This is a genomic window from Citrobacter sp. RHB36-C18 (assembly GCF_013814485.1).
Taxonomy (GTDB): Bacteria; Pseudomonadota; Gammaproteobacteria; order Enterobacterales; family Enterobacteriaceae; genus Citrobacter; species Citrobacter braakii.
The window spans coordinates 2,462,702-2,488,405 of the sequence record NZ_CP057125.1; the positions used below are offsets into that span (position 1 = coordinate 2,462,702).

The 25,704-nt window shown below is 52.4% G+C and carries 28 protein-coding genes and 1 pseudogene; 19 read left to right on the forward strand and 10 right to left on the reverse strand.

The window, feature by feature from the left end:
• The first annotated feature begins 8 nt into the window (after window positions 1-8).
• The gene (locus HVZ52_RS11695; RefSeq protein WP_094169217.1) at window positions 9-1,181 is read left to right on the forward strand and encodes a MalY/PatB family protein; all 1,173 of its coding nucleotides are present in this window, start codon (window positions 9-11) and stop codon (window positions 1,179-1,181) included.
• Between the two features lie 100 nt (window positions 1,182-1,281).
• A complete protein-coding gene (gene add, locus HVZ52_RS11700) occupies window positions 1,282-2,283 on the forward strand; it encodes an adenosine deaminase (RefSeq protein WP_016156440.1) in 1,002 nt (333 codons plus the stop codon).
• A gap of 52 nt (window positions 2,284-2,335) precedes the next feature.
• Here the strand turns inward: add and HVZ52_RS11705 are convergent, their stop codons facing one another.
• On the reverse strand, window positions 2,336-3,376 hold the full coding sequence (locus tag HVZ52_RS11705; protein WP_016153010.1) for an oxidoreductase: 1,041 nt from the start codon (window positions 3,374-3,376) through the stop codon (window positions 2,336-2,338).
• Window positions 3,377-3,617: 241 nt separating this feature from the next.
• Here HVZ52_RS11705 and blr point away from each other — a divergent pair, with 241 nt between their 5' ends.
• From blr to gstA, 12 genes are all read left to right on the forward strand, one after another.
• Window positions 3,618-3,743, forward strand: coding sequence for a division septum protein Blr (blr, locus tag HVZ52_RS11710; RefSeq protein ID WP_019076739.1), 126 nt, complete (start codon window positions 3,618-3,620; stop codon window positions 3,741-3,743).
• A gap of 293 nt (window positions 3,744-4,036) precedes the next feature.
• Window positions 4,037-4,252, forward strand: a complete 216-nt coding sequence (ydgT, locus tag HVZ52_RS11715; RefSeq protein ID WP_003832804.1) for a transcription modulator YdgT — start codon at window positions 4,037-4,039, stop codon at window positions 4,250-4,252.
• A 91-nt stretch (window positions 4,253-4,343) separates the two neighbouring features.
• Window positions 4,344-4,784: a DUF2569 domain-containing protein gene (locus tag HVZ52_RS11720; protein ID WP_016153009.1), complete on the forward strand. Its 441-nt coding sequence runs from the start codon at window positions 4,344-4,346 to the stop codon at window positions 4,782-4,784.
• Window positions 4,785-4,860: 76 nt separating this feature from the next.
• Window positions 4,861-5,442, forward strand: coding sequence for an electron transport complex subunit RsxA (rsxA, locus tag HVZ52_RS11725; protein WP_003029144.1), 582 nt, complete (start codon window positions 4,861-4,863; stop codon window positions 5,440-5,442).
• Window positions 5,442-6,020 (forward strand): electron transport complex subunit RsxB, encoded by a 579-nt coding sequence (gene rsxB / locus HVZ52_RS11730; RefSeq protein ID WP_006684670.1) that lies wholly within the window; start codon window positions 5,442-5,444, stop codon window positions 6,018-6,020. Before rsxA ends, rsxB begins: the two co-directional genes overlap by 1 nt.
• The gene (gene rsxC / locus HVZ52_RS11735; protein ID WP_181598265.1) at window positions 6,013-8,130 is read left to right on the forward strand and encodes an electron transport complex subunit RsxC; all 2,118 of its coding nucleotides are present in this window, start codon (window positions 6,013-6,015) and stop codon (window positions 8,128-8,130) included. The genes rsxB and rsxC overlap by 8 nt, the downstream gene beginning before the upstream one ends.
• A complete protein-coding gene (gene rsxD / locus HVZ52_RS11740) occupies window positions 8,131-9,183 on the forward strand; it encodes an electron transport complex subunit RsxD (RefSeq protein WP_094169213.1) in 1,053 nt (350 codons plus the stop codon).
• 9 nt (window positions 9,184-9,192) lie between these two features.
• Complete coding sequence (rsxG, locus tag HVZ52_RS11745) at window positions 9,193-9,813, forward strand: electron transport complex subunit RsxG (RefSeq protein ID WP_016153006.1); 621 nt, start codon at window positions 9,193-9,195, stop codon at window positions 9,811-9,813.
• Between the two features lie 3 nt (window positions 9,814-9,816).
• Window positions 9,817-10,509 carry an electron transport complex subunit E gene (locus HVZ52_RS11750; RefSeq protein WP_016153005.1) on the forward strand — a complete coding sequence of 231 codons (693 nt, stop codon included), beginning with the start codon at window positions 9,817-9,819 and terminating at the stop codon, window positions 10,507-10,509.
• Window positions 10,509-11,144, forward strand: a complete 636-nt coding sequence (gene nth / locus HVZ52_RS11755) for an endonuclease III (RefSeq protein WP_016153004.1) — start codon at window positions 10,509-10,511, stop codon at window positions 11,142-11,144. The genes HVZ52_RS11750 and nth overlap by 1 nt, the downstream gene beginning before the upstream one ends.
• Window positions 11,145-11,757: 613 nt before the next feature.
• Window positions 11,758-13,263 carry a dipeptide/tripeptide permease DtpA gene (gene dtpA, locus HVZ52_RS11760; protein ID WP_016153003.1) on the forward strand — a complete coding sequence of 502 codons (1,506 nt, stop codon included), beginning with the start codon at window positions 11,758-11,760 and terminating at the stop codon, window positions 13,261-13,263.
• A 104-nt stretch (window positions 13,264-13,367) separates the two neighbouring features.
• A complete protein-coding gene (gstA, locus tag HVZ52_RS11765; RefSeq protein ID WP_016153002.1) occupies window positions 13,368-13,973 on the forward strand; it encodes a glutathione transferase GstA in 606 nt (201 codons plus the stop codon).
• Between the two features lie 83 nt (window positions 13,974-14,056).
• Here the strand turns inward: gstA and pdxY are convergent, their stop codons facing one another.
• The 5 genes from pdxY to anmK form a co-directional block, all read right to left on the reverse strand.
• Window positions 14,057-14,917 carry a pyridoxal kinase PdxY gene (gene pdxY, locus HVZ52_RS11770; RefSeq protein ID WP_019076734.1) on the reverse strand — a complete coding sequence of 287 codons (861 nt, stop codon included), beginning with the start codon at window positions 14,915-14,917 and terminating at the stop codon, window positions 14,057-14,059.
• 64 nt (window positions 14,918-14,981) lie between these two features.
• Window positions 14,982-16,256: a tyrosine--tRNA ligase gene (tyrS, locus tag HVZ52_RS11775; protein ID WP_047500530.1), complete on the reverse strand. Its 1,275-nt coding sequence runs from the start codon at window positions 16,254-16,256 to the stop codon at window positions 14,982-14,984.
• Window positions 16,257-16,382: 126 nt separating this feature from the next.
• Window positions 16,383-17,039: a pyridoxamine 5'-phosphate oxidase gene (gene pdxH, locus HVZ52_RS11780; protein WP_181598266.1), complete on the reverse strand. Its 657-nt coding sequence runs from the start codon at window positions 17,037-17,039 to the stop codon at window positions 16,383-16,385.
• 58 nt (window positions 17,040-17,097) lie between these two features.
• Window positions 17,098-17,427 carry a C-type lysozyme inhibitor gene (mliC, locus tag HVZ52_RS11785; protein WP_085951051.1) on the reverse strand — a complete coding sequence of 110 codons (330 nt, stop codon included), beginning with the start codon at window positions 17,425-17,427 and terminating at the stop codon, window positions 17,098-17,100.
• 87 nt (window positions 17,428-17,514) lie between these two features.
• The gene (gene anmK, locus HVZ52_RS11790) at window positions 17,515-18,636 is read right to left on the reverse strand and encodes an anhydro-N-acetylmuramic acid kinase (protein WP_016152999.1); all 1,122 of its coding nucleotides are present in this window, start codon (window positions 18,634-18,636) and stop codon (window positions 17,515-17,517) included.
• A gap of 274 nt (window positions 18,637-18,910) precedes the next feature.
• Between anmK and slyB the strand changes: the two genes are divergently transcribed.
• Complete coding sequence (slyB, locus tag HVZ52_RS11795; protein WP_046276343.1) at window positions 18,911-19,378, forward strand: outer membrane lipoprotein SlyB; 468 nt, start codon at window positions 18,911-18,913, stop codon at window positions 19,376-19,378.
• A 47-nt stretch (window positions 19,379-19,425) separates the two neighbouring features.
• Here the strand turns inward: slyB and slyA are convergent, their stop codons facing one another.
• Window positions 19,426-19,866 carry a transcriptional regulator SlyA gene (gene slyA / locus HVZ52_RS11800; protein ID WP_019076732.1) on the reverse strand — a complete coding sequence of 147 codons (441 nt, stop codon included), beginning with the start codon at window positions 19,864-19,866 and terminating at the stop codon, window positions 19,426-19,428.
• Window positions 19,867-20,058: 192 nt separating this feature from the next.
• On the opposite strand from slyA, the gene HVZ52_RS11805 reads away from it, so the two are divergent.
• The 3 genes and pseudogenes from HVZ52_RS11805 to HVZ52_RS11815 all read left to right on the forward strand — a co-directional run bounded on the left by HVZ52_RS11805 (window position 20,059) and on the right by HVZ52_RS11815 (window position 23,198).
• Window positions 20,059-20,295 (forward strand): DUF1656 domain-containing protein, encoded by a 237-nt coding sequence (locus tag HVZ52_RS11805; protein WP_016156432.1) that lies wholly within the window; start codon window positions 20,059-20,061, stop codon window positions 20,293-20,295.
• A 2-nt stretch (window positions 20,296-20,297) separates the two neighbouring features.
• Window positions 20,298-21,161: an HlyD family secretion protein gene (locus HVZ52_RS11810; RefSeq protein WP_016156431.1), complete on the forward strand. Its 864-nt coding sequence runs from the start codon at window positions 20,298-20,300 to the stop codon at window positions 21,159-21,161.
• Window positions 21,158-23,198: pseudogene (locus HVZ52_RS11815) on the forward strand (FUSC family protein). Before HVZ52_RS11810 ends, HVZ52_RS11815 begins: the two are co-directional and overlap by 4 nt.
• Here HVZ52_RS11815 and sodC read toward each other — a convergent pair.
• The 3 genes from sodC to HVZ52_RS11830 all read right to left on the reverse strand — a co-directional run bounded on the left by sodC (window position 23,174) and on the right by HVZ52_RS11830 (window position 24,965).
• Window positions 23,174-23,698: a superoxide dismutase [Cu-Zn] SodC gene (gene sodC / locus HVZ52_RS11820; RefSeq protein WP_016156429.1), complete on the reverse strand. Its 525-nt coding sequence runs from the start codon at window positions 23,696-23,698 to the stop codon at window positions 23,174-23,176. The pseudogene HVZ52_RS11815 and the gene sodC overlap by 25 nt on opposite strands.
• Window positions 23,699-23,779: 81 nt before the next feature.
• Window positions 23,780-24,676, reverse strand: coding sequence for an aldo/keto reductase family oxidoreductase (locus tag HVZ52_RS11825; RefSeq protein WP_016152993.1), 897 nt, complete (start codon window positions 24,674-24,676; stop codon window positions 23,780-23,782).
• A 49-nt stretch (window positions 24,677-24,725) separates the two neighbouring features.
• Window positions 24,726-24,965 (reverse strand): DUF1289 domain-containing protein, encoded by a 240-nt coding sequence (locus HVZ52_RS11830; RefSeq protein ID WP_016156428.1) that lies wholly within the window; start codon window positions 24,963-24,965, stop codon window positions 24,726-24,728.
• Between the two features lie 101 nt (window positions 24,966-25,066).
• Between HVZ52_RS11830 and HVZ52_RS11835 the strand changes: the two genes are divergently transcribed.
• Window positions 25,067-25,666 (forward strand): TetR/AcrR family transcriptional regulator, encoded by a 600-nt coding sequence (locus tag HVZ52_RS11835; protein WP_181598268.1) that lies wholly within the window; start codon window positions 25,067-25,069, stop codon window positions 25,664-25,666.
• The last annotated feature ends 38 nt before the right edge of the window (window positions 25,667-25,704 follow it).

Here is a 25,704-nt window from a genome sequence, read left to right on the forward strand (position 1 = left end):
ATAACAATATGTTTGATTTTTCAAAGGTTGTGGACAGGCACGGTACCTGGTGTACTCAGTGGGATTACGTTGCCGACCGTTTTGGTTCAGCCGACCTGCTGCCATTCACCATCTCCGATATGGATTTTGCCACCGCACCTTGCATTCTGGAGGCGCTGACTCAGCGCCTGTCACATGGCGTGTTGGGTTACAGCCGCTGGAAAAACGATGAGTTTCTGGCGGCGATAAGCCACTGGTTTCTTTCGCGGCATAACACTCAAATAGATCCTCAGTCGCTGGTATATGGCCCCTCGGTCATCTATATGGTGTCGGAGTTGATCCGCCAGTGGTCATCCGTGGGCGATGCGGTGGTTATCCATACTCCGGCTTACGATGCGTTTTACAAAGCGATTGAAGGTAATCAGCGCCAGGTGTGCGCAGTCGGACTAGAAAAACGCGCCGACGGCTGGTTTTGTGACATGGTTGCGCTGGAGAAAGCCCTGTCTCGACCTGAAAGCAAAATTCTTCTGCTTTGCAGCCCACAAAACCCAACGGGCAAAGTGTGGACGCGCGACGAGCTGGAAGCCATGGCGGAACTGTGTCAGCGCCATGGTGTAAAAGTTATCTCCGATGAGATTCATATGGATATGGTATGGTCAGACCGGCCGCACATCCCGTGGAGTAACGTCGCGCGCGGCAGTTGGGCACTGCTCACTTCCGGCTCAAAGAGTTTTAATATTCCGGCACTAACCGGGGCTTACGGACTCATTGAAGATGCTCAAAGCCGCAACGATTACCTCAGCGCGTTAAAAGGCCGCGATGGTCTTTCCTCGCCTGCGGTGCTGGCGCTTAGCGCACATATTGCCGCTTATCAACAGGGTGCAAGTTGGCTTGATGCGCTGCGCGATTATCTTGCCAGCAATCTGCATTACGTTGCGCGTGAGCTTAATGCCGCATTCCCCGAACTCAACTGGCAGATTCCGCAATCCACCTATCTGGCATGGATTGACCTGCGTCCGCTCAATATTGATGACCATGCCTTGCAGGATGTTCTCATCCACCAGCAGAAAGTGGCTATCATGCCGGGATACACCTACGGAGAAGAAGGTCGCGGTTTTGTACGCCTCAATGCCGGATGCCCAAGATCCAAGCTTGAAAAAGGCGTTCAGGGGCTGATTAACGCCATCCGTTCTGTACGTTAATTAAGTTTGCGCAATGAAATTATTCATTGCGCAACATAGCTTTTTATCCCGATTTTTTCATATAATACGACGCACTTTACCTAAATACACGAGTGCGACCATGATTGATACTTCCCTCCCCCTGACCGACGTCCATCGCCACCTTGATGGTAACATCCGTGCCCAAACGATCCTGGATCTGGGTCGTCAGTTCAATTTAACGCTTCCGGCACAAACGCTGGAGACGCTGATCCCTCATGTGCAAGTCACATCAACTGAGCCGGATTTAGTGAGCTTTTTATCCAAGCTTGACTGGGGCGTGAAGGTACTGGCCTCGCTGGATGCGTGTCGCCGCGTGGCATTTGAGAATATTGAGGATGCAGCACGTAACGGCCTGCACTATGTAGAATTACGTTTTTCACCCGGCTATATGGCGATGGCGCATCAGCTCCCGGTTGCGGGCGTGGTTGAAGCCGTCATTGCCGGCGTACGCGAGGGCTGCAAGACCTTTGGCGTCGAAGCTCGCTTAATTGGCATTATGAGCCGTACCTTCGGCGAAACCGCCTGCCTGCAGGAACTGGATGCGCTGTTAGCCCACCGTGACCATATTACGGCACTGGATCTGGCGGGTGACGAACTCGGTTTCCCGGGCAGTCTGTTCCTGTCGCATTTCAATCAGGCGCGCGACGCCGGCTGGCGTATTACCGTGCATGCGGGCGAAGCCGCGGGACCAGAAAGTATCTGGCAGGCTATTAAAGAGCTGGGCGCAGAACGTATTGGTCACGGCGTAAAAGCCGTTGAAGATCGTGCATTGATGGATTACCTCGCCGAACACCGTATCGGCATCGAATCCTGCCTGACATCGAACATTCAGACCAGCACCGTCGCCTCTCTGGCAACCCACCCGCTGAAAACATTCCTTGAGCATGGCGTTTTAGCCAGTTTGAATACGGACGATCCGGCGGTACAGGGTGTGGATATTATTCACGAGTACACCATTGCCGCGCCAGCGGCAGGACTCACGCGCGAACAGATCCGTCAGGCGCAAATCAACGGCCTGGAAATGGCATTTCTGAGTAACGAAGAAAAACGTGCCCTGCGCGAGAAAGTCGCCGCAGCGTGACGGTTAAAGTGCCGGATGAGATGCTGAGCATCGCCATCCGGCATTTGCCTAATCAGGCAAGGCACAGCGTCGAGCGATGTTTCGCCGATTCAAGACCCAGCTCAATCAGCTCCATGATTTGAATAGCTTGTCTCGCCGGTACCGGGTTTTCACCGTGACCATTTAGCGCATCACGAATGCCAGCATAGTACGCCGGGTAATTACCCGGTACAGTCAGCCAGGTCTCTTCAACCTGCTCTTCGCCTTCTATTCGCGTCAACACGCCATCGCGCATGTCGTAACCCCAGTCTTCCTGAGGAAGTCGCTCGCCATTTTTCAGGCGCTCTTCCTGCGGGTCAAGACCATACTTCACATAGCTGCCACGCGATCCGTGCACGATATAACGGGCCGACTCAGCGGCAGCGAGCATGGTACCGTGCAGAATCACACGACGCTGCGGGTAAGTCAGGATGGCATGGAAGTAATCCGTCGCTTGCGCACCTGGGCGAAGCTGAGCCAGGTCTACCGTCATGCTGACGGGCAAACCAAACAGGTTAATCGCCTGATCCAGAAGATGCGGTGCTAAATCATACCAGATGCCGCTTCCCGGCCCCCCCTGTTCACGCCAGCGGTCACGAACCTGGGGGCGGAATCGATCGAAATGGGATTCGAAATACGCCACCTCCCCCAAAACGCCATCCGCCAGCAGGGCTTTCAACGTCAGAAAATCACTGTCCCAGCGGCGGTTATGGAAAACGGACAGCACGCGGCCAAGGCTACGCGCCAACGCATCCAGTTCGCGTGCTTGTGACAGTGTCACGGTAAAAGGTTTATCAACAACCACATGTTTGCCCGCTTCCAGTGCAGCCTTCGCTAACGGGAAGTGAGTGTCGTTAGGCGTGGGGATCACAATCAGGTCGATATTCGGATCGTTAAAAAGGTGTTTAGGCTCAGCAACAACCGCCACCGTTGGCCAGTCTGCCTTCACTTTTGCTTCATCACTACTGGAAACCGCAGCCAGTTCGAGGCCCGGTGTGCCCACAATCAGGGGGGCATGGAAGGTTTTACTGGCGTAACCATAGCCAATTAGCCCAACGCGGATGTTGTCACTCATGTTATAGCCTCTCAATTCAGGACTGACCTATTTCACACCATACCCTGCAACGTCTCAATAGTTTAATAACCATTGCGCTACAAAGGTTGTTTATTAACTTAAGTCAAACATATGCCACTTATGCTTAACTTGCAGCGAAAAAGAGGGAGAAATCGTTCCCAATTATCTTGCTGTATTATTGAGAGATTAGTAACATTTGCAGCCTGTGTTTATGGATAAATCAAAGCAAATGTCATCAGTAATGAATCGTCTTATTGAATTAGCAGGTTGGATTGTTCTCACCGTCTCTGTGATCCTGCTGGGTGTTGCCAATCATATTGACAATTACCAGCCCCCGGAGCCCGTTGCTGCTGTGCAGAAGAAATAAGCATCTGCAGTCCCTTATAACCCGGCAATTAACATCGAGTAACGGCAGGGTTTGGCTGCAAAAGATCGAATTTTGTCAAAAAAAGAGAATAATGCCGCATCCCACTCCGGTGCATATTGCCTGCTGTAGCGAAGCGCGTTACCCTTACCGCAGGTGCGCATAGCGCCTGCTTTTCCACAGGTATGAACACTCTTCTCACATTTGCGCGTCAATCCGCTTTTACCTGTGCATGTTGTTTATTATTTATATTTACTACTCCGTTGGTATTATTTTATTAATATGGATTTCCATTTATGACTGTTCAGGATTACTTATTAAAATTCCGCAAAATCAGTTCACTCGAAAGTCTGGAAAAACTGTTCGACCATCTTAACTACACGCTCACCGACGATAGCGACATTATCAATATGTATCGCGCTGCAGACCATCGCCGTGCCGAGCTTATCTCAGGAGGTCGTCTGTTTGATGTTGGTCAGGTACCCAAATCAGTCTGGCATTACGTGCAATAAAGAAGAAAGTAGCGCTCAACGTTAAAAGCTTTATAATAATTGCCCCAAAATGAATGGCATGTTTGATTGCGCGCGTAAACCTGGAGAAGAGATGACTACCACACCGGCACAACGTATCGGGGGCTGGCTACTTGGGCCACTGGCCTGGCTGTTAGTCGCATTGTTGAGCGCTTCGCTGGCGTTATTACTTTATGTCACTGCGCTGGCTACACCGCAAACCTTCCAAACGCTGGGTGCGCAAAGTACGGCAAATTTGCTGTTATGGGGCGTCTCTTTTATTACCGCGATTGCCATGTGGTATTACACGCTGTGGCTGACGATTGCGTTTTTCAAACGCAGAGCCTGTGTGCCTAAGCATTATATTCTATGGCTGCTGATCTCCGTGTTACTGGCGATTAAAGCGTTTGCGTTTTCACCGGTTCCGGACGCCTTTGCCGTGCGCCAACTGCTGTTCCCATTGCTGGCTGCAGCACTGCTGGTGCCCTATTTCAAACGCTCGCAACGCGTTAAATCGACGTTTGTGAATCCGTAATAACCCTACAGTTAACCTGTTGTCGCCTGTTGTAGATTGTCAGATAATAGGCTGCTTTTTTATTTCAGGCCGAAAAATGACTGATTACCTGCTGCTGTTTGTCGGAACTGTACTGGTCAATAACTTTGTACTGGTCAAGTTTCTGGGGCTCTGCCCGTTTATGGGCGTTTCCAAAAAACTGGAAACCGCAATGGGTATGGGCCTTGCCACGACGTTTGTCATGACACTGGCATCCATCTGCGCATGGCTGATTGACACCTGGATCCTCATTCCACTCAATCTCATCTATCTGCGTACGCTGGCTTTTATTCTGGTCATCGCCGTCGTCGTGCAATTTACCGAGATGGTTGTACGCAAAACCAGCCCTGCACTTTACCGCCTGCTGGGGATCTTCCTACCGCTGATCACCACTAACTGCGCGGTATTAGGCGTGGCGTTACTGAACATCAACCTCGGTCATAACTTTTTACAGTCGGCGCTATACGGTTTTTCCGCCGCCGTCGGCTTCTCACTGGTGATGGTACTGTTCGCCGCGATCCGCGAACGCCTCGCCGTGGCGGACGTGCCTGCTCCGTTTCGCGGTAATGCGATTGCGCTGATTACCGCTGGTTTAATGTCATTGGCCTTTATGGGCTTTAGTGGTTTGGTGAAGTTGTAATGAATGCTATCTGGATTGCCGTTGCCGCAGTGAGTCTACTGGGTCTGGCGTTCGGCGCTATTTTGGGTTACGCCTCACGACGTTTTGCCGTCGAAGATGATCCTGTCGTGGAGAAAATTGATGAAATTCTCCCGCAAAGCCAGTGTGGACAATGCGGCTATCCGGGCTGTCATCCTTACGCTGAAGCGATCGGCTCTCAGGGCGAAAAAATCAACCGTTGCGCACCCGGAGGCGAAGCGGTGATGTTAAAAATTGCCGCCCTGCTGAACGTCGACCCGCAGCCGATTGATGGTGATGAACACGATGTTACCCCCGTGCGTATGCTGGCGGTCATTGATGAAAATAACTGTATCGGTTGTACAAAGTGCATTCAGGCCTGCCCGGTTGATGCGATCGTGGGCGCGACCCGCGCCATGCACACGGTGATGAGCGATCTCTGCACCGGGTGCAACCTGTGCGTTGATCCGTGCCCGACGCAATGTATCGAATTACGCCCGGTGGCCGAGACACCTGATAGCTGGAAATGGGATTTAAACACCATCCCTGTGCGCATCATTCCCGTGGAACAACATGTTTAAGTTATTCTCTGCATTCAGAAAAAACAAAATCTGGGACTTTGATGGCGGCATTCATCCACCAGAAATGAAGACCCAGTCGAACGGTACGCCGCTGCGACAGGTTCCGCTGGCGCCACGCTTTGTTATTCCGCTGAAACAACATATTGGCGCGGAGGGTGAGCTGTGCGTAAACGTTGGCGACACCGTGCTGCGTGGTCAGGCGTTAACCCTTGGGCGTGGTAAAATGCTTCCGGTACATGCGCCAACGTCAGGCACCGTTGTTGCTATTGCCCCGCATTCTACTGCACATCCATCGGCATTAGCTGAGCTGAGCGTTATTATTGACGCCGATGGCGAAGATCGCTGGATTGAGCGAGACGGCTGGGCCGATTACCGTTCCCGCAGCCGGGAAGAGCTGATCGCACGTATTCACCAGTTCGGCGTCGCCGGACTGGGTGGCGCGGGTTTTCCCACCGGCGTTAAGCTGCAGGGCGGCGGAGATAAAATTGAAACGCTGATCATTAACGCTGCTGAATGCGAGCCATACATTACGGCTGATGACCGCCTGATGCAGGACTGCGCGGCGCAGGTCGTCGAAGGTATCCGCATCCTGGCGCATATTCTTCAGCCACGCGAAATTCTACTGGGCATTGAAGATAACAAGCCACAGGCAATTTCCATGCTGCGCGCGGTGCTGGCTGATTCACACGATATCAGCTTACGCGTGATCCCCACCAAGTACCCGTCAGGCGGGGCCAAGCAGTTAACGCAAATCCTGACCGGCAAGCAGGTTCCGCACGGGGGACGCTCTTCAGATATCGGCGTGCTGATGCAAAACGTTGGAACCGCCTACGCGATTAAACGTGCGGTGATTGACGGAGAACCGATTACCGAGCGTGTCGTGACGCTGACCGGCGAAGCCGTCAGCCGTCCGGGCAACGTCTGGGCGCGTTTAGGCACGCCGGTTCGTCATCTGCTTAACGACGCGGGCTTCTGCCCTTCCGCCGACCAGATGGTGATTATGGGCGGGCCGCTGATGGGCTTTACGCTGCCGTGGCTGGATGTACCGGTGGTGAAGATAACCAACTGTCTTCTGGCGCCCTCTGCCAGTGAAATGGGAGAAACACCGGAAGAGAAAGGCTGCATTCGCTGTAGCGCATGCGCCGATGCCTGTCCGGCCGATCTCCTGCCGCAACAGCTTTATTGGTTCAGTAAAGGGCAGCAGCACGACAAAGCAACGGCGCACAATATCGCGGACTGCATTGAATGCGGTGCCTGCGCCTGGGTATGCCCAAGCAATATTCCACTGGTTCAGTATTTCCGTCAGGAAAAAGCCGAGATTTATGCCATTAGTCAGGAAGAAAAACGTGCCGCTGAAGCGAAAGCGCGATTTGAAGCCCGACAGGCGCGACTCGAACGTGAAAAAGCAGCACGTCTTGAACGTCACAAAAGCGCTGCCGTTCAGCCTGCGGCTAAAGATCATGATGCCATTGCCGCCGCGCTGGCTCGCGTAAAAGAAAAGCAGGCTCAGGCAATGCAGCCGGTAGTCATTCAGGCTGGCGAAAAACCTGACAATAGTGCCGTGATTGCCGCACGCGAGGCGCGTAAGGCGCAAGCTCGCGCAACCCGGATGGAAAACCCTCCCCAAGCTGGAGGCAACAGCACAGAGGTCGACCCGCGTAAAGCCGCAGTGGAAGCGGCAATCGCTCGTGCTAAAGCCCGCAAGCTTGAACAGGAAACCGTAACGGAAACAGCCGAACCGGTGGATCCGCGTAAAGCCGCCGTGGAAGCGGCTATCGCCCGCGCCAAAGCCCGCAAGCTTGAACAGGAAACCGTAACGGAAACAGCCGAACCGGTGGATCCGCGTAAAGCCGCCGTGGAAGCGGCTATCGCCCGCGCCAAAGCTCGCAAGCTTGAACAGGAAACCGTAACGGAAACAGCCGAACCGGTGGATCCGCGTAAAGCCGCCGTGGAAGCGGCTATCGCCCGCGCCAAAGCTCGCAAGCTCGAGCAGCAGACGGCTACGGAAACAGTCGAACCGGTGGATCCGCGTAAAGCCGCCGTCGCGGCCGCTATTGCACGCGCTCAGGCAAAGAAAGCCGCCCAGCGGCAGGTTGTAAACGAGGAATAAATGGTATTCAGAATAGCAAGCTCCCCTTATACCCATAACCAGCGCCAGACATCGCGTATCATGATGCTGGTATTACTGGCTGCATTGCCGGGGATCGCCGCTCAGCTGTGGTTCTTTGGCTGGGGTACGTTGTTCCAGATAGTTCTGGCCGCCATCAGCGCTATCGCCGCCGAAGCGGGCGTGCTTAAACTGCGCAAACAACCCATTGCCGCGATTTTAAAAGACAACTCCGCGTTGCTCACCGGGTTACTGCTGGCCGTGAGTATTCCCCCGCTCGCCCCCTGGTGGATGGTAGTTTTAGGTACGGTATTCGCCGTTATCATTGCTAAACAGCTATATGGCGGCCTCGGTCAGAACCCGTTTAACCCCGCCATGATTGGTTACGTGGTGCTGCTTATCTCATTCCCGGTACAGATGACAAGCTGGCTGCCGCCGCATGAAATTGCGGCGACTGTGCCTGGTTTTTTTGACGCCCTGAACGTTATCTTTAGCGGACATACCGCCAGCGGCGGGGATATGAACACGCTGCGTATGGGTATTGATGGTATCAGTCAGGCAACACCTCTCGATACCTTTAAGACTTCGCTGCATGCAGGACGTACTGTTGAGCAGGTGATGCAATACCCAATCTACAGCGGCATGCTTGCAGGCGCTGGCTGGCAGTGGGTTAACCTTGCCTGGCTGGTGGGCGGCGTCGTGTTGCTATGGCAGAAAGCGATTCGCTGGCATATCCCGGTTAGCTTCCTGCTGTCGCTCGCCGTTTGTGCCACTTTAGGCTGGATTTTCTCGCCAGATTCGCTGGCATCGCCTCAGTTGCACCTACTTTCCGGCGCGACCATGCTGGGTGCATTCTTTATTCTTACCGATCCCGTTACAGCATCAACAACCAACCGTGGCCGCCTGATTTTTGGCGCACTTGCGGGCCTGTTAGTGTGGTTGATTCGCAGTTTTGGCGGTTATCCTGATGGCGTGGCTTTTGCCGTATTGCTGGCAAATATCACGGTTCCCCTGATTGATTATTACACCCGCCCTCGCGTGTACGGACATCGCTAAGGACTCCCTATGCTGAAAACGATTCGTAAACACGGTATTACTCTGGCGCTGTTTGCAGCGGGCTCGACGGGGTTAACCGCGGCAATCAATCAATTAACCAAGTCCACCATTGATGAACAGGCCGCGCTGCAGCAAAAAACGCTGTTCGATCAGGTTCTGCCAGGCGATCGCTACAATAATAACTTGTCCGAAAGTTGTTATCTGGTCGATGCGCAGGCGTTGGGCAAAGGCACTCACCGAGTGTATATTGCCCGCCAGGACGATCGTCCTGTTGCAGCAATTCTTGAAGCTACAGCGCCAGATGGTTATTCCGGGGCTATTCAACTGCTGGTTGGTGTCGATTTTTCGGGTACCGTGTTGGGTACGCGGGTGACCGAACATCATGAAACGCCTGGGCTGGGTGATAAAATCGAACTGCGACTGTCCGACTGGATCACCCACTTTAGCGGCAAAACGATCGCTGCGGGTAACGACGCTCACTGGGCGGTGAAAAAAGACGGCGGCGACTTTGACCAGTTTACTGGCGCAACCATTACGCCGCGTGCGGTAGTTAATGCAGTAAAACGCGCCGGTTTGTATGCGCAGACGCTGCCCGCGCAACTTCCTCAACTTAGCGCCTGTGGAGAATAAACCATGAGCGAAATTAAAGACGTTATTGTCCAAGGGTTATGGAAAAATAACTCCGCGCTTGTGCAGTTACTCGGGATGTGTCCGCTGTTGGCCGTCACCTCGACCGCCACTAACGCGCTGGGCCTGGGACTCGCGACTACGCTCGTCCTGACGCTGACGAACCTGACGATTTCTGCCCTTCGTCGCTGGACACCGCCTGAAATACGTATTCCGATTTATGTCATGATCATCGCCTCCGTGGTGAGCGCGGTGCAAATGTTGATCAATGCCTACGCTTTTGGCCTGTATCAGTCTCTGGGCATCTTTATCCCGCTGATTGTGACCAACTGTATTGTTGTTGGCCGCGCTGAAGCCTTCGCAGCCAAAAAAGGCCCTGCGCTATCCGCACTCGATGGTTTTTCCATCGGCATGGGCGCAACTGGCGCCATGTTTGTTCTGGGCTCGCTACGTGAAATAATTGGTAACGGTACACTCTTTGATGGCGCAGACGGTTTGTTGGGTAGCTGGGCCAAAGTATTGCGCGTTGAGATCTTTCATACCGATACGCCGTTTCTGCTGGCCATGCTGCCACCAGGCGCGTTTATTGGCCTGGGTCTGATGCTGGCTGTTAAGTATCTGATTGATGAGAAAATGAAGAAACGTCGTGCCGAGGCGGCTGTCACGGACAGTCCGGCTGGTGAAACAGGGAATGTGTAATGAACAAAGCAAAACGGCTGGAAATACTGACGCGCCTGCGTGAGAACAATCCGCATCCGACAACCGAGCTAAATTTTACATCGCCGTTCGAACTGCTGATTTCAGTCTTGCTCTCCGCGCAGGCCACCGATGTCAGCGTCAATAAAGCGACGGCTAAGCTCTACCCCATCGCCAATACGCCAGCCGCGATGCTGGAGCTTGGCGTTGAAGGGGTTAAGTCCTACATCAAGACAATCGGTTTGTTTAACAGCAAAGCGGAGAACGTGATTAAAACCTGCCGCATTCTGCTGGAGCAACATAATGGCGAAGTGCCTGAAGACCGGGCCGCATTAGAAGCCCTGCCCGGGGTTGGGCGAAAGACGGCTAATGTGGTGTTAAATACCGCCTTTGGCTGGCCCACTATTGCCGTAGATACCCATATTTTTCGCGTTTGTAATCGTACCCAGTTCGCCCCGGGTAAAAACGTTGAGCAGGTTGAAGAGAAGCTGCTGAAAGTTGTACCCAGTGAATTTAAAGTCGATTGCCATCACTGGTTAATTCTTCATGGCCGCTACACCTGTATAGCCAGAAAGCCGCGCTGCGGTTCCTGCATTATCGAAGATCTTTGCGAATTCAAAGAGAAAGTCGATATCTGATGCTGCCGGGGCATACTGCTTGCCCCTCGCTAACATAACGATTAGTTATGCACTCCCCTGAGTTTATTTTCCCGACAATGATGCCGTTCAACCGCGCATATCTAATGCAATATTCTTGTTAATTAACACCTGAGCAGGTTAATCGTTTTTTTAGTAAAAGAAATTTCTATCTATACGTGATCCAGATCATCCAGATAACACAATGTTAAAAAATATTTATTTTTTAGTTAAAGTGACAATCAGATGACCTAACTGAACAGTTTCTAAACAAAACATTACACTGGCTATTTTTCAGATAATGGCCTATATCACTGGATTCAAGCGCAAATAGCAGAACATATCGCCACATTGCGGTTTTTACCCTGATTAAACAGTGTAAAAATCTGCCATTTTTCAAATGAAGAAATTTAACGCTAGATAACATTTCACAGTCCCGACGATTTCACCAGTCATGATATATGTAACAGATTATTACAAACCACTTGTCTGAATGGTCAAGATAGTGAACATTACTTGCCGTTTCCCCTCCCACTATAACAATCGGACGGATGAACTTGACTCATCACGTGCCTGAACACCCCCGTTGATATGGGATGTAAAAAAAGAGGTAAAAGTGTCTACTGCAAACAATAAACCAACAGAAAGCGTGAGTTTAAACGCCTTCAAACAACCAAAAGCGTTCTATCTCATTTTCTCTATTGAGCTGTGGGAGCGTTTTGGTTATTACGGCCTGCAAGGAATTATGGCCGTCTACCTGGTTAAACAACTGGGTATGTCAGAAGCGGATTCCATCACCCTTTTCTCGTCCTTTAGCGCCCTGGTGTACGGTCTGGTTGCCATTGGCGGCTGGTTAGGTGATAAAGTTCTGGGTACAAAACGTGTCATTATGCTGGGTGCCGTTGTCCTGGCCATCGGTTATGCGTTGGTAGCATGGTCTGGTCACGATGCGGGTATCGTTTATATGGGCATGGCGGCCATCGCGGTCGGTAACGGCCTGTTTAAAGCAAACCCATCATCCCTGCTCTCTACCTGCTATGCCAAAGATGACCCGCGTCTTGATGGTGCATTTACCATGTACTACATGTCCGTCAACATCGGTTCATTCTTCTCTATGCTGGCAACACCGTGGTTGGCTGCGCATTACGGCTGGAGCACCGCGTTCGCTCTGAGCGTCGTGGGTATGCTGATTACCGTTGTTAACTTCGCATTCTGTCAGCGCTGGGTTAAACAGTACGGTTCTAAACCTGACTTTGAGCCGATCAACTTCCGTAACCTGTTGCTGACTATTGTTGGCGTCGTGGTGCTGATCGCGATTGCAACCTGGTTGCTGCACAACCAGCAGATCGCACGTATGGTTCTGGGCGTCATTGCTCTGGGTATCGTGTTTATCTTCGGTAAAGAAGCATTCACCATGCACGGTGCTGCGCGTCGTAAAATGATCGTCGCCTTCATTCTGATGCTGGAAGCGATTATCTTCTTCGTGCTGTACAGCCAGATGCCGACCTCACTGAACTTCTTCGCGATTCGTAACGTTGAGCACTCTATTCTTGGCATTGCTTTCGAACCTGAGCAGTACCAGGCACTGAACCCGTTCTGGATCATCATTGGTAGCCCAATCCTCGCCGCTATCTATAACAAGATGGGCGATACCCTGCCGATGCCAACCAAGTTTGCGATTGGTATGGTGCTGTGTTCCGGTGCGTTCCTGATCCTGCCGCTGGGTGCTAAATTCGCTACCGATGCGGGCATCGTTTCCGTTAACTGGCTGATCATCTGCTACGGTCTGCAAAGTATCGGTGAACTGATGATCTCCGGTCTGGGTCTGGCAATGGTGGCTCAGTTGGTTCCGCAACGCCTGATGGGCTTCATCATGGGTAGCTGGTTCCTGACCACTGCAGGTGCAAACATCATCGGTGGTTACGTAGCCAACATGATGGCTGTACCAGAGAACGTCACTGACCCGCTGATGTCCCTTGAAGTCTACGGTCGTGTGTTCCTGCAGATTGGTGTTGCTACGGCTGTTATCGCTGTTCTGATGCTGCTGACGGCACCGAAGCTGAATCGTATGACTCAGGACGATGACGTCAATGAGAAAGCCTCTAAGGCCGCGACAGCGTAATTCTCAGGGAAACTCTTTTTCAGGCCGCTAACTGGTGTTAGCGGCTTTTTTTTTGCCTGAGCTAGCACTACCATACGATATACCTCAGCCAAAAGGAGTTACCGATGAAACTGTTCTACAAACCGGGCGCTTGTTCTCTTGCTTCCCACATCACACTTCGTGAGAGCGGTAAAGATTTCACGCTGGATGGTGTTGATCTGATGAAGAAGCGTCTGGAAAACGGCGATGATTTTTTCGCGGTAAACCCAAAAGGGCAAGTTCCCGCGCTGCTGCTGGATGACGGTACGCTACTGACCGAAGGCGTCGCCATCATGCAATACCTGGCGGACACCGTTCCAGACCGTCAACTCCTTGCCCCGACCAGCAGCCTCTCCCGTTACAAAACCATTGAATGGCTTAACTACATTGCGACAGAACTGCATAAAGGCTTTACCCCACTGTTCCGTCCCGATACGCCTGAAGACTTCAAGCCAACCGTTCGCGCGCTGCTGGAGAAAAAAATGCAGTATGTGAACGACGCGCTGCAAGATAACCAATGGATCTGCGGTTCGCGCTTCAGCATTGCGGACGCCTATCTGTTCACCGTGCTGCGTTGGGCCTATGCGGTTAAGCTGAATATGGCAGGGTTAAGTAATATCGATGCGTATATGGCGCGTATGGCTGAACGTCCGGCGGTTGCCGCGGCGTTGAAAGCAGAAGGGTTAAATTAATTGTTGTTGCCGGGAAGCGCTTGCGCTTACCCGGCCTTCAGCCAAACGCAGGCCCGATAAGCGTGAGCGCCATCGGGCATTGCTTACAGCTGCGTCGCGCTGAAGTAGTGTTCAGGCTTCGCGATACAATCCTGCGCAGCCACAACCTGCAGCTCATACTCGTGCATTTTTTTGGTAGCAATCATCACTTCGTACACCGCCGCCGTCACGTGCTCCAGCGCCTGCTGTAAAGACGCGCCCTGCAGCAGTTTAACCAACAATAAGCCGCTGGTGACATCACCTACGCCAACCGGTTGACGTGCGCCAAAATCGACTAACGGTCGGCTGATATGCCATGCCTGTTCAGCAGTAACTAACAGCATCTCGAAACGATCTGCGCTGATACCCGCGCGAGCCAGGTGCTTCACCAGCACAATCTCTGGTCCCTGAGCGATGAGTTCACGCGCTGCCGCAACGGCCTCATTAACATTGTTCACCGCATGCTCGCACAGAATTTCGAGCTCAACCAAATTCGGGGCGATAATATCGCTGGCTGGAAGCGCATGGCGTACATGAAACTCCGCTACGCCCGGCGCGACGATACACCCTTTTTCCGGATGGCCCATCACCGGGTCACAAAAATATTTCGCCTGCGGATTGGCCGCTTTTACTTTGCGTACAATACCCAGAATATGCTCGCCCTGTTCAGCCGAGCCAAGATAGCCACTCAGTACTGCGTCACAAGTCTGGAGTTTATCGATATCGGCAATGCCCTGGACAATGTCAGTCAGATGACTCGGCGGCATAACGCAACCGGTCCATTTGCCGTACTGTGTGTGGTTAGAAAACTGAACGGTATTCAGCGGCCAGACATTTGCGCCAAGACGACGCATTGGAAATTCTGCTGCACTGTTGCCCGCATGACCAAAAACAACGTGGGACTGGATGGCGAGGATATTCTTCATTTTACTTACCACAACCCTGAAAAAATAAAGGGGCGTAGTTTCCCACGCCCCTGCTAACTAAATCTTACTTCCAGCAAATCAGACAATAGTTCTTCTTGCCACGGCGCAGTAAGGTGTAGCGCCCGAACAGGATATCACTCTCCTGGAAGAAATATTCCGGATCGGATTGCTTCTCACCGTTGATGGTCACCGCATTAGACGCGATAGTCTTACGTGCCTGGCCGCGAGAAGGTTGCAGCTCGGAGTCCACCAGCGCCTGCATCAGATCGGCACCTTTGTCCATCTCGATCATCGGCACGCCATCTTGCGCGAGCTGTTCGAAATCCGCTTCGCTCAAATCGCTCAGATTACCGTTGAACAAGCTTTCGGTAATACGTTTTGCCGCTACCAGCCCTTCTTCGCCGTGAACCAGACGCGTTACTTGCTCAGCCAGAACATACTGGGCGCGCGGCGCTTTACCGCTATTTTTATCTTCTTCTTCCAGCGCATTGATCTCTTCAATGTCCATGAAGGTGAAGAATTTCAGGAAGCGATAAACATCCGCATCGGCGGTATTGATCCAGAACTGGTAGAATTTGTACGGACTGGTTTTCTTCGGATCCAGCCACACAGCGCCGCCTTCCGTCTTACCGAATTTCGTGCCGTCAGCTTTAGTGATCAACGGAACGGTCAGACCAAACACCTGGTTCTGGTGCAGGCGACGGGTCAAATCGATACCCGAAGTAATATTGCCCCACTGGTCAGAACCGCCAATCTGCAGCGCAACACCGTGCAGTTTGTTCAGGCAGGCAAAGTCATAACCCTGCAGCAGGTTGTAAGAAAACTCGGTAAACGAGATCCCCTGATCGTCACGGTTCAGACGCTGCTTCACCGCTTCTTTGTTGATCATCTGGTTAACGGAGAAGTGTTTGCCGATATCACGCAGGAAAGTCAGTACATTCATACTGCCAAACCAGTCATAGTTGTTCGCAGCAATCGCCGAGTTGTCGCCACAGTCGAAATCGAGGAACGGCGCAACCTGTTTGCGGATTTTATCCACCCACTGCTGCACGGTGTCTTCGGTATTCAGTTTACGCTCGGCGGCTTTAAAGCTCGGGTCACCAATCAGACCGGTTGCGCCACCCACCAGTGCGACAGGCTTATGGCCTGCCTGCTGGAAGCGTTTCAGGCATAACAATGGAACCAGATGCCCCAAATGCAAGCTGTCAGCGGTAGGATCGAAGCCGCAATAGAGCGCGATCGGGCCTTGCGCCAGTCGCTCTGCTAACGCTTCCTCGTCCGTCACCTGGGCCACCAGCCCCCGCTCTTGCAATTGTTTAATCAAGTTACTGCTTGCCATCAAAATCTCCATGTATAAAACGACTGCACCTTAGCCGGTACACGACTTTTCGCCTGATGCGAAAGAAACATAGAATAAAGCGCCGGATTGTTCAGCACCAGCGCTTAAAACAAGAATTTTGCATCTTTAGGGGGCCAGGCGATCAATTTTCCACGCGTTATCTTCGCGTTGGTATAAAAAACGATCGTGCAGACGGTTTTCGCCACCCTGCCAGAACTCCATCTGCTCAATACTTACGCGAAAGCCTCCCCAGAAACTGGGCAGTGGAACTTCTCCTTGCTGAAACTTCTGCTTCAGTTCGAGGAATTTGCTTTCCAGAATACCGCGCGCGGAGATCCGACTGGATTGCTTAGAGACCCAGGCGCCAATCTGACTATCACGTGGGCGACTGTGGAAGTATTTCACCACTTCCAGCGTGGAAAGGCGCTCAGCCTTGCCGATCACCATCACCTGCCGTTCCAGCGTATGCCAGGGAAACAGGAGGCTGATGCGTGGGTTTTTCTCAATCTGATGTGCCTTACGGCTACTGAGGTTGGTATAGAACACCAGCCCTTTGTCATCATAATGTTTGAGCAACACGATACGCTGATAAGGCTGACCGTTTTCATCGACGGTAGCAACGACCATCGCAGTGGGATCGGCCAGTTTGGCGTCACAGGCTTGCCCCAGCCAGCGCTCGAACAGCGCAAGGGGTTCGGCGGGAAGATCGCGGCGGCGGAGACCGCCTTTCGTGTATTCACGGCGCAAATGCGCGATTTGCTGCAATTCGTCGTTATCAGACATGATGTTGGCTACGGATTGTCAGTGGGTGACGCTATTGTGCGCCGCCCAGGTGAAAATCTCAACGCTTCGGGTTCTGTAACTGACAGTTATTTAGCACAATTCTGTCTCGTTTATAGACCGTTGCCTCGTCGCCTTTAGACCAGAAGACGTAAATACCATCGGTATAGCGAGCACCTGATGCCGACACGCCCTGTTTGAGGTTCAATAGCTGATTATCATAAACAAAACTCGCCATCTGACGGGTATTGTTCAGCTTCACGGTAAGCGGTTTTTCGTCACAGCGGTATTCAAGCGTATCCGTTTGCATACGCTCGACAAATTGGTTGTACACGCTGCACCCGCTAAGTAGTACCGGCAGACACACTAACAACAGTTTTTTCATAGCCATATCCTGAAGACTTTCCTGGTCCTGGAGGGTAATGGCACCCTCCCTAATATCCCTAGTTTATCGACATATGGCGCTGAATAATTTCAGTTAACTCTGAGTTCGTGGGTTAGCGGGATAAATCGCCCCTAAAACGCTCGGTTCTGATGCGCCGGTCACGGAAGGCAGATTTCCCGGTAATCCCGCCAGCGTTCGCCACGCCAGCCAGGCAAAAGCCAGGGCCTCCATATCATCGCCGCTGATCCCAGCCTCATCGGTTGAGGTGACCTCTGTCCCTGGCAATAACGCCGCCAGACGCATCATCAGCAGCGGATTACGGCTGCCGCCGCCGCATACCATTAGCCGTTCACAGCCTCCGCTTAGCAAGACCTGCTCGGAAATGGTCACGGCCGTCAGTTCGGCAAGCGTCGCCTGCACATCCCGCGGGCTTATTCCCGGGAACTGCGCCATATGACGTTCTATCCAGCCATAATTGAAATACTCGCGGCCAGTGCTTTTCGGCGCAGGCGCAGAAAAATAAGGATCGTTAAGCATATTTTGCAGTAAAGGCAGGATCACCGTTCCCGATGTGGCCCACTGCGCATCTTTGTCGTAGGGTTGGCCGCATTGCCGCCAGATCCAGGCATCCATCAGCATATTGCCCGGCCCGGTGTCGTAACCGCGAACGGGTTGCTGTGGGATAAGCAGAGACAGATTGGCAATTCCGCCGATGTTTAGCACCATCCGCCGCTCCGTTGGATGAGCCAACAGCGCCTGATGAAAAGCGGGAACCAACGGCGCGCCCTGCCCGCCGAGAGCGATATCGCGGCGACGAAAATCGCCGATCACCGTTATCCCGGTACGCGCAACGATTTGATTGTTGTCGCCAATTTGCAGCGTGTGCGGCGCGATTCCCGTCGGTTCATGCCACACGGTTTGCCCATGACAGCCAATCGCAACGATCTCCTGCGGTTTCAATTTTTCCTGTGCCAACAGTGCATTCACCGCCTCGGCAAACAGATAACCGAGCTGTGCGTCGAGTTGGCCAAACTGCGATAGCGTAAGCTGCTGCCCCTGGCAGATATCCAGGATCGCCTGCTTTATATGGAGAGGGATAGGCCAGGTCAGACTCGCCTGTTGCGCAACCATCGTTTCATCTATTGTCGCCAGCACAACATCGACGCCATCAAGGCTGGTTCCAGACATTACACCGATAAAACGGCCCGATTTCATATGTCATCCTTTTAAGCAAATTAGCCTTGACACTCAACCATAAAGTGCCGACTAATGCCATGCTTCCTTAATGATTTTTGAGGGCTAATCATTACAATGGACGCTTTATTACATCAATTATATGAATGATTCGTTTATACTCGGTATATCCGATTTCGGTTAAGATTTTCATATTGTTCCAGTAGAACATGTGACCTTAGGCTCACAAGTGCCATATAATTTAGCCATGAAGGGTGCTTTATTAGCGTTTCGTGGTGTTAAAGGAGATTTGTAAATGATTAAACGTGTGCTGATTGTTGCATTAATGGGTGTGTCTTTGGCGGGCTGCGTTAACAATGATAGCCTTTCAGGCGACGTATACACCGCATCCGAAGCGAAACAAGTTCAGAACGTTACCTACGGTACAATTGTTCATGTTCGTCCGGTGCAAATCCAGGGTGGCGATGACGCAAACGTGATTGGCGCCATTGGTGGTGCGGTACTCGGCGGGTTCCTGGGTAACACCGTCGGCGGCGGTACGGGTCGTTCATTAGCCACGGCGGCTGGCGCAGTTGCCGGTGGCGTAGCGGGTCAAGGCGTACAAGGTGCGATGAATAAAACCCAGGGTGTAGAACTGGAAATCCGTAAGGACGACGGTAATACCATCATGGTGGTTCAGAAACAGGGTGCGACCAAGTTCTCAGCTGGCCAGCGCGTTGTTATGGCTAACAACGGCAGCCAGGTTACTGTGTCTCCACGCTAATCGAATTCACGTGTGGTCAGGCTCTGGCCACACGTCATCTTATCGTTTCAGCCCTGTGACTGCAGTTCAATAATATTGTGTTCCAGTCTGGCGACCAGTTTAATCAGCAGATCAATTTCCTCAGCTGAAATCCCTTCCAAAATTTCTCCACGCGTCTTGTTGATAACCGCTTCCATATCTGCAATCAGCGGCTCTGCTTTTTCTGTCAGTTTAATTCTCTTTGCCCGACGATCGCTGGCGCAAGTCTGTCGTGAAATGAGTCCCTTTTCTTCCAGCTGGTCAAGCGTGCGTACCAACGAAGGCTGCTCGATGCCAATCGCTTTAGCCAACTGAATCTGCGATTGATCAGGCGGCAATTGATGAATGTTGTGCAGCGTAACCCAATGCGTCTGCGTCAACTCCAGAGGTTTCAGGCGATGGTCAATCAGAGCACGCCAAATGCGCACCAACCGTGCCAGATCAGAACCTAATGGCGATTCCAATTTCATCTCCTTATAATTAGCTTGCTAAGTTATTATGCTGATTTTAGAATAGTGTGCAGCATTTGTATTCCCAAAACAAATGTATTGCCAAATTTGCTTACCGGCTGACATTTTTTCAGACATTATGCGTTACAGAGACTCATTGTCTCTTTTTTGCTAAACCTATAGCAATGCTCTCTTCCGCCAAGGATTTTGCCCGTGAAGTTTATGTTTAATGCAACAGGATTGCCCCTACAAGATTTAATGATCGGAGCATCTGTCTACTTCCCTCCTGTTTTCAAGGCGTTTGTAGCAGGATTTATTCTCTGGCTGGTTGTTCATCGCCTCCTGCGCGACTGGATTTACTCCGGCGAAATCTGGCATCCCCTGTTAATGGATCTGTCACTCTTTACGCTTTGCGTATGTCTGGCCTTTGTAATGCTGATTGTGTGGTGATTATGTCGCTTAAAACCATTAAATACTTCTCCACCATTATAGTCGCTGCCATCGCAGTTTTCGCCGGATGGTGGATGTGGAATTACTATATGCAATCGCCCTGGACACGTGATGGCAAAGTACGTGCTGAGCAGGTCAGCATCACGCCGCAGGTCTCAGGCAGCATTAGCGAACTCAATATAAAAGATAACCAGTTTGTGAACAAAGGCGATGTCCTTTTTATCATCGATAAGACGCCGTTTCACATTGCTGAACTAAATGCGCAAGCGCAGCTGGCGAAGGCACAGTCCGATCTGGCGAAAGCCAATAACGAAGCCAACCGCCGCCGTCATTTATCGCAAAATTATATCTCAGCCGAAGATCTGGATACTGCTAACCTCAACGTGAAAGCCATGCAGGCCAGCGTTGAAGCAGCCGAGGCCAGTCTGCGCCAGGCACAGTGGCAACTGACGCAGACGGTGGTCAAAGCGCCCGTAGCGGGCTGGGTCACCAACCTTTCAACTCGTACTGGAGACTACGCCTCAACCGGTAAGCCCCTGTTTGCCCTTGTCGACAGCCACTCTTTCTATGTGATGGGGTATTTTGAAGAAACCAAGTTGCGCCACATTCGTGAAGGTGCTCCTGCGGTTATCACGCTCTACAGCGGCAACATAAAGTTACAGGGTCACGTATCCAGTATTGGTCGCGCCATCTACGACCAAAGTGTGGAAAGCGATTCCGGCCTGATTCCCGACATCAAACCCAATGTGCCGTGGGTGCGTCTGGCCCAACGCGTTCCGGTCCGCATCGAATTCGACGCTCTGCCGCAGAATGTCACCCTGGTTTCTGGTACGACCTGCAGCGTCTCTATCGGCCAGCGTAAATGAAACTGTCCCACCTGATGCCAGGCCATTGGCCGTGGTTTAAAGCCACGGTAGCGCAGTGGCGTTATGCGTTGCGAAATACCATTGCGATGTGTCTGGCATTAACGTTCGCCTATTACCTGAATCTGGATGAGCCCTACTGGGCGATGACCTCGGCGGCAGTGGTCAGCTTTCCCACCGTCGGCGGGGTTATCAGCAAAAGTCTGGGTCGTGTTGCGGGTAGCTTGCTGGGTGCCACCGCCGCGTTGATTATTGCCGGTCATACCCTCAATGAGCCGTGGTTGTTTTTGCTGAGCATGTCAGTGTGGATCGGTTTTTGTACCTGGGCCTGCGCTCACTTCACCAATAACGTCGCCTACGCCTTTCAACTGGCCGGTTATACGGCGGCGATCATTGCTTTTCCCATGGTCAATACCATAGAGATTACGCAGTTGTGGGATATCGCTCAGGCCCGCGTATGCGAGGTCATCGTCGGTATCCTGTGCGGCGGCATGATGATGATGATCCTCCCCAGCACCTCCGATGGGACCACGCTGCTTACCGCGCTGAAAAACATGCATTCGCGTTTACTGGAGCATGCCAGCTTACTCTGGCAACCGGAGACAACGGATGCGATTCGCACAGCCCATGAAGGTGTTATCGGTCAGATTCTGACCATGAACCTGCTGCGTATTCAGGCGTTCTGGAGTCACTACCGTTTTCGCCGTCAAAATGCGTTGCTCAATTCGCTGTTGCATCAGCAGTTACGTATGACCAGCGTGATCTCCAGTCTGCGCAGGATGCTCCTGAACTGGCCCACTCCCCCGGCTAATACCCGGGAAATCATCGAACAACTGCTCAGCGAGCTGGTCAAATCCAATACCGACACCTACACCGTCGCGCGTATTATTGCCCCCCTGCGTCCCCTCGATGCGCGCGACTATCGGCACGTCGCCTTCTGGCAACGACTGCGTTATTTTTGTCGGCTGTACTTACGCAGCAGTCATTATCTGCATTTACTGGAAAATGGCGTTACCGCCGAGCGTATTACTATCGCCCGCACGCCAGGACTTGCCCGTCATACCGATAATGCGGAAGCACTCTGGAGCGGATTGCGTACGTTCTGTACCCTGATGCTTATCGGCGCATGGAGCATTGGCGCGCAATGGGAATCAGGCTCTGGCGCACTAACGCTCGCGGCCATCAGCAGCGTGCTCTATTCCGCCGTAGCCACGCCGTTCAAGTCACTTTCTTTGCTGATGCGCACGCTGGTTCTGCTGTCGCTGTTTAGCTTTGTGGTTAAGTTTGGCCTGATGGTGCAAATCTCTGACCTCTGGCAATTCATTCTGTTTCTCTTCCCGTTGCTCGCTACCATGCAACTCCTGAAGCTGCAAATGCCCGCGCTGGCGGGTCTTTGGGGACAGCTAATCGTGTTTATGGGATCGTTTATCGCGGTGACTAATCCACCGGTTTATGATTTTGCTGATTTCCTGAATGACAATATGGCGAAAATCACCGGCGTGGCGCTATCGTGGCTGGCATTCGCCATTCTGCGGCCCGGATCGGATGCGCGGAAAGGTCGCCGCCACATTCGCGCCCTGCGCCGGGATTTTGTCGATCAGCTCAGCCGACATCCCTCGCTCAGTGAAAACGAATTTGAGTCGCTGACCTATCATCACGTCAGCCAGCTCAGCAACAGTCAGGATGCACTGGCGCGACGCTGGCTATTGCGTTGGGGGGTTGTCTTGCTGAACTGCTCGCACGTGGTGTGGCAACTGCGCACCTGGGAGGTGCGTTCAGATCCTCTGGCTCGTGTCAGAGACGTGTGTATTTCGTTGCTTCGCGACGTAATGAGTGAGCGCGGCGTTCAGCAACGGCCACTGAATACCACGCTGAGTGAGCTACAGCGTATTTGCGACACGCTCGCCCACCATCATCAACCTGCGGCGCAGGAACTGTCGGCGCTTATCTGGCGACTACACTGCTCGCTTTCGCAGCTCGAACAGGCGCCTCCGCCGGGTACGCTAGGCAATTGATTATTTAATAACGCCACAGGCGTAGCGCGCTCCGCCACCGCCAAGCGGTTTTGGTTGATCGGACATATTATCGCCACCGACATGGATCATCAGCGCTTTGCCTTTAACCTCATCGAGCGTTTTCAGCCGCGGCGCAATGACCGGTGTTGTGGCGTTACCGTCGTTATTCACCACCAGCAGAGGCAGGTCGCCCATGTGGCCTGCGCCTTCCGGGCCTTCGTGCTTGCCGGTTTGGTGCGGATCATAATGGCCTCCAGCCGATTCCGCGGCTGAGGCTTTTCCTTCTTTAATCGCCGGTTGGCAACTGCCATTCGCATGGACATGGAAGCCATGTTCACCCGGCGGCAGCGCTTTCAGATCGGGCGTAAACTCCAGCCCTTTCCCGGTTTCAGCAATAGTGACCGTACCAATCGCCTGGCCGACGCCTTGCGACGTTACCAGATTCATCGTCACTTTTTCTTCACTGGCAGCCTGCGCACCTGCACAGGCGAGTAGAGTAATAATGGCCAAACTCAAACGCTTCATAAGACCTCCGTCCAAAAGGTGTCTGATTGATAAGTGTAAACCAGTGACACAAATTTGAACGGAGAAGCGTCAAAAACGCGATTACGGTACGTCGTAACCCAGCGCAGCTTTGCGAATACGGAACCACTGCTGGCGAGACATGTTCAATGACTCAGACTCAACGGCGGCGCGTACACGCTCTATCTTCCCTGAGCCAATAATCGGCAGCGGCTGAGACGGCAGACGTAAAATCCAGGCGTACACCACCTGCTCAATGGACTGCGCGTTTAACTCTTCTGCGATTGTGGCAAGTTCATTACGTAATGGCTGGAACGCATCGTCATTAAACAGACGACCACCGCCGAGGCAGGACCAGGCCATCGGACGAATGCGCAATTGTTGCAGTTGATCTAAAGTACCATCCAGCAGGAGCGGCTGATGTACCGGTGAGATCTCAACCTGGTTAGTCGCCAGCGTGAACGGCAGACGCGATTGCAGTAGTGAGAACTGTGCCGGGGTGAAGTTAGATACGCCAAAGTGACGCACTTTTCCGCTATGGTGCAATTTTTTGAACGCGTCAGCGACGTCGTCCGCATCCATGAGCGGATCGGGACGGTGGATGAGCAGCAAATCAATATGATCGGTCGCCAGCAACTTCAACGATGCTTCCGCACTGGCAATGATATGCGCGCTGTCGGTGATGTAATGACCCAGCGCATTTTCCGTGCGCGCCGTCGTGGCGATCCCGCACTTGGTAACAATCTGCATTTTTTCACGCAGATGCGGGGCCAGCTTCAGTGCCTCACCAAACGCCGCTTCACACTGGTATCCGCCGTAAATATCGGCGTGATCGACGGTGGTAACGCCCAGATCCAGATGTTCTTCAATAAAGCTGACTAGCTGGCGCGCGGACATATTCCAGTCCATCAGGCGCCAATACCCCATTACAAAGCGAGAAAATTCCGGACCTTGCGGCGCAATAGTAATACGCTGAACCATAGCAGCTTCCTTATAAGTGAATGTGCATCGAGTATACGCAATTACGCTTTTAAAAGAGTGAAGGTTGTTGCGGTTCTTCCGAAGGGTTGGCTTTGTTTGCTCGTAATTTACGCATCAGGCGCTGACGACAAAGCCGTAGCACTTCCTGCTTTTCGGCATCGCTCATCTTTTGCCAGTTAAAACGCTCATCCCGACTGCGAAAACAGCCGCGGCAAAAACCGCGCTCGTCAGACTGACATATTCCACGGCATGGGCTCTGGACGGGGAAAAACTCCAGCTGTTCGGCCACATCCCCTCCTTTCGTAAGATTGATATACCTATTGAAGACGTTAACTGAATTTCTCGCAAGCGCTATTGCATTAGACCGACTGGTCTATTACACTCCTTTCCATGAACAAAATCACTGAACACGATACACGCGAACATCTGCTGGCGACTGGCGAACTGCTGTGTATGCAGCGCGGCTTCACCGGTATGGGCTTAAGCGAACTACTGAAAACCGCTGAAATCCCCAAAGGTTCGTTTTATCACTATTTTCGCTCTAAAGAAGCGTTCGGTGTTGCGATGCTGGAACGCCACTATGCGGCCTATCATCAGCGACTGGCTACGCACTTTGATACGGGGGCAGGAAACTATCGCGACCGCATTCTGGCCTACTATCAGGAAACACTGAACCAGTTTAGCCAGCACGGCATTATCAGCGGTTGTTTAACCGTAAAACTGTCCGCCGAAGTGTGCGATCTGTCAGAAGATATGCGCACGGCGATGGATAAAGGCGCGCGGCACATTATTGCGCTGTTAGCGCAGGCGCTGGAGAAAGGTCAGGCAAACCATTGTCTGTCCTTTGTTGGCGAGCCGTTACAGCAGGCGCAGGTATTGTATGCGCTGTGGCTGGGCGCCAACCTGCAGGCCAAGATTTCTCGTAGCGCCACCCCGCTGGAAAATGCGCTGGCGCACGTTAAAACCATCATTACTACGCCTGCCGTTTAACAGGCGTTTTTATTTCTTTTATTACTAGACGACCGGTC

Bases quoted from the DNA above. Each gene is read 5' to 3' on its own strand.
- blr (WP_019076739.1), top strand. From the start codon at position 3,618: ATGAATCGTCTTATTGAATTAGCAGGTTGGATTGTTCTCACCGTCTCT.
- sodC (WP_016156429.1), bottom strand. From the start codon at position 23,698: ATGAAGCGTTTGAGTTTGGCCATTATTACTCTACTCGCCTGTGCAGGT.
- HVZ52_RS11705 (WP_016153010.1), bottom strand. From the start codon at position 3,376: ATGAGTGACAACATCCGCGTTGGGCTAATTGGCTATGGTTACGCCAGT.
- tyrS (WP_047500530.1), bottom strand. From the start codon at position 16,256: ATGGCAAGCAGTAACTTGATTAAACAATTGCAAGAGCGGGGGCTGGTG.
- rsxD (WP_094169213.1), top strand. From the start codon at position 8,131: ATGGTATTCAGAATAGCAAGCTCCCCTTATACCCATAACCAGCGCCAG.
- nth (WP_016153004.1), top strand. From the start codon at position 10,509: ATGAACAAAGCAAAACGGCTGGAAATACTGACGCGCCTGCGTGAGAAC.
- HVZ52_RS11720 (WP_016153009.1), top strand. From the start codon at position 4,344: ATGACTACCACACCGGCACAACGTATCGGGGGCTGGCTACTTGGGCCA.
- HVZ52_RS11810 (WP_016156431.1), top strand. From the start codon at position 20,298: ATGTCGCTTAAAACCATTAAATACTTCTCCACCATTATAGTCGCTGCC.
- gstA (WP_016153002.1), top strand. From the start codon at position 13,368: ATGAAACTGTTCTACAAACCGGGCGCTTGTTCTCTTGCTTCCCACATC.
- ydgT (WP_003832804.1), top strand. From the start codon at position 4,037: ATGACTGTTCAGGATTACTTATTAAAATTCCGCAAAATCAGTTCACTC.
- rsxG (WP_016153006.1), top strand. From the start codon at position 9,193: ATGCTGAAAACGATTCGTAAACACGGTATTACTCTGGCGCTGTTTGCA.
- HVZ52_RS11825 (WP_016152993.1), bottom strand. From the start codon at position 24,676: ATGGTTCAGCGTATTACTATTGCGCCGCAAGGTCCGGAATTTTCTCGC.
- HVZ52_RS11750 (WP_016153005.1), top strand. From the start codon at position 9,817: ATGAGCGAAATTAAAGACGTTATTGTCCAAGGGTTATGGAAAAATAAC.
- add (WP_016156440.1), top strand. From the start codon at position 1,282: ATGATTGATACTTCCCTCCCCCTGACCGACGTCCATCGCCACCTTGAT.
- rsxA (WP_003029144.1), top strand. From the start codon at position 4,861: ATGACTGATTACCTGCTGCTGTTTGTCGGAACTGTACTGGTCAATAAC.
- HVZ52_RS11695 (WP_094169217.1), top strand. From the start codon at position 9: ATGTTTGATTTTTCAAAGGTTGTGGACAGGCACGGTACCTGGTGTACT.
- pdxH (WP_181598266.1), bottom strand. From the start codon at position 17,039: ATGTCTGATAACGACGAATTGCAGCAAATCGCGCATTTGCGCCGTGAA.
- slyA (WP_019076732.1), bottom strand. From the start codon at position 19,866: ATGAAATTGGAATCGCCATTAGGTTCTGATCTGGCACGGTTGGTGCGC.
- rsxC (WP_181598265.1), top strand. From the start codon at position 6,013: ATGTTTAAGTTATTCTCTGCATTCAGAAAAAACAAAATCTGGGACTTT.
- pdxY (WP_019076734.1), bottom strand. From the start codon at position 14,917: ATGAAGAATATCCTCGCCATCCAGTCCCACGTTGTTTTTGGTCATGCG.
- rsxB (WP_006684670.1), top strand. From the start codon at position 5,442: ATGAATGCTATCTGGATTGCCGTTGCCGCAGTGAGTCTACTGGGTCTG.
- slyB (WP_046276343.1), top strand. From the start codon at position 18,911: ATGATTAAACGTGTGCTGATTGTTGCATTAATGGGTGTGTCTTTGGCG.
- mliC (WP_085951051.1), bottom strand. From the start codon at position 17,427: ATGGCTATGAAAAAACTGTTGTTAGTGTGTCTGCCGGTACTACTTAGC.
- HVZ52_RS11835 (WP_181598268.1), top strand. From the start codon at position 25,067: ATGAACAAAATCACTGAACACGATACACGCGAACATCTGCTGGCGACT.
- anmK (WP_016152999.1), bottom strand. From the start codon at position 18,636: ATGAAATCGGGCCGTTTTATCGGTGTAATGTCTGGAACCAGCCTTGAT.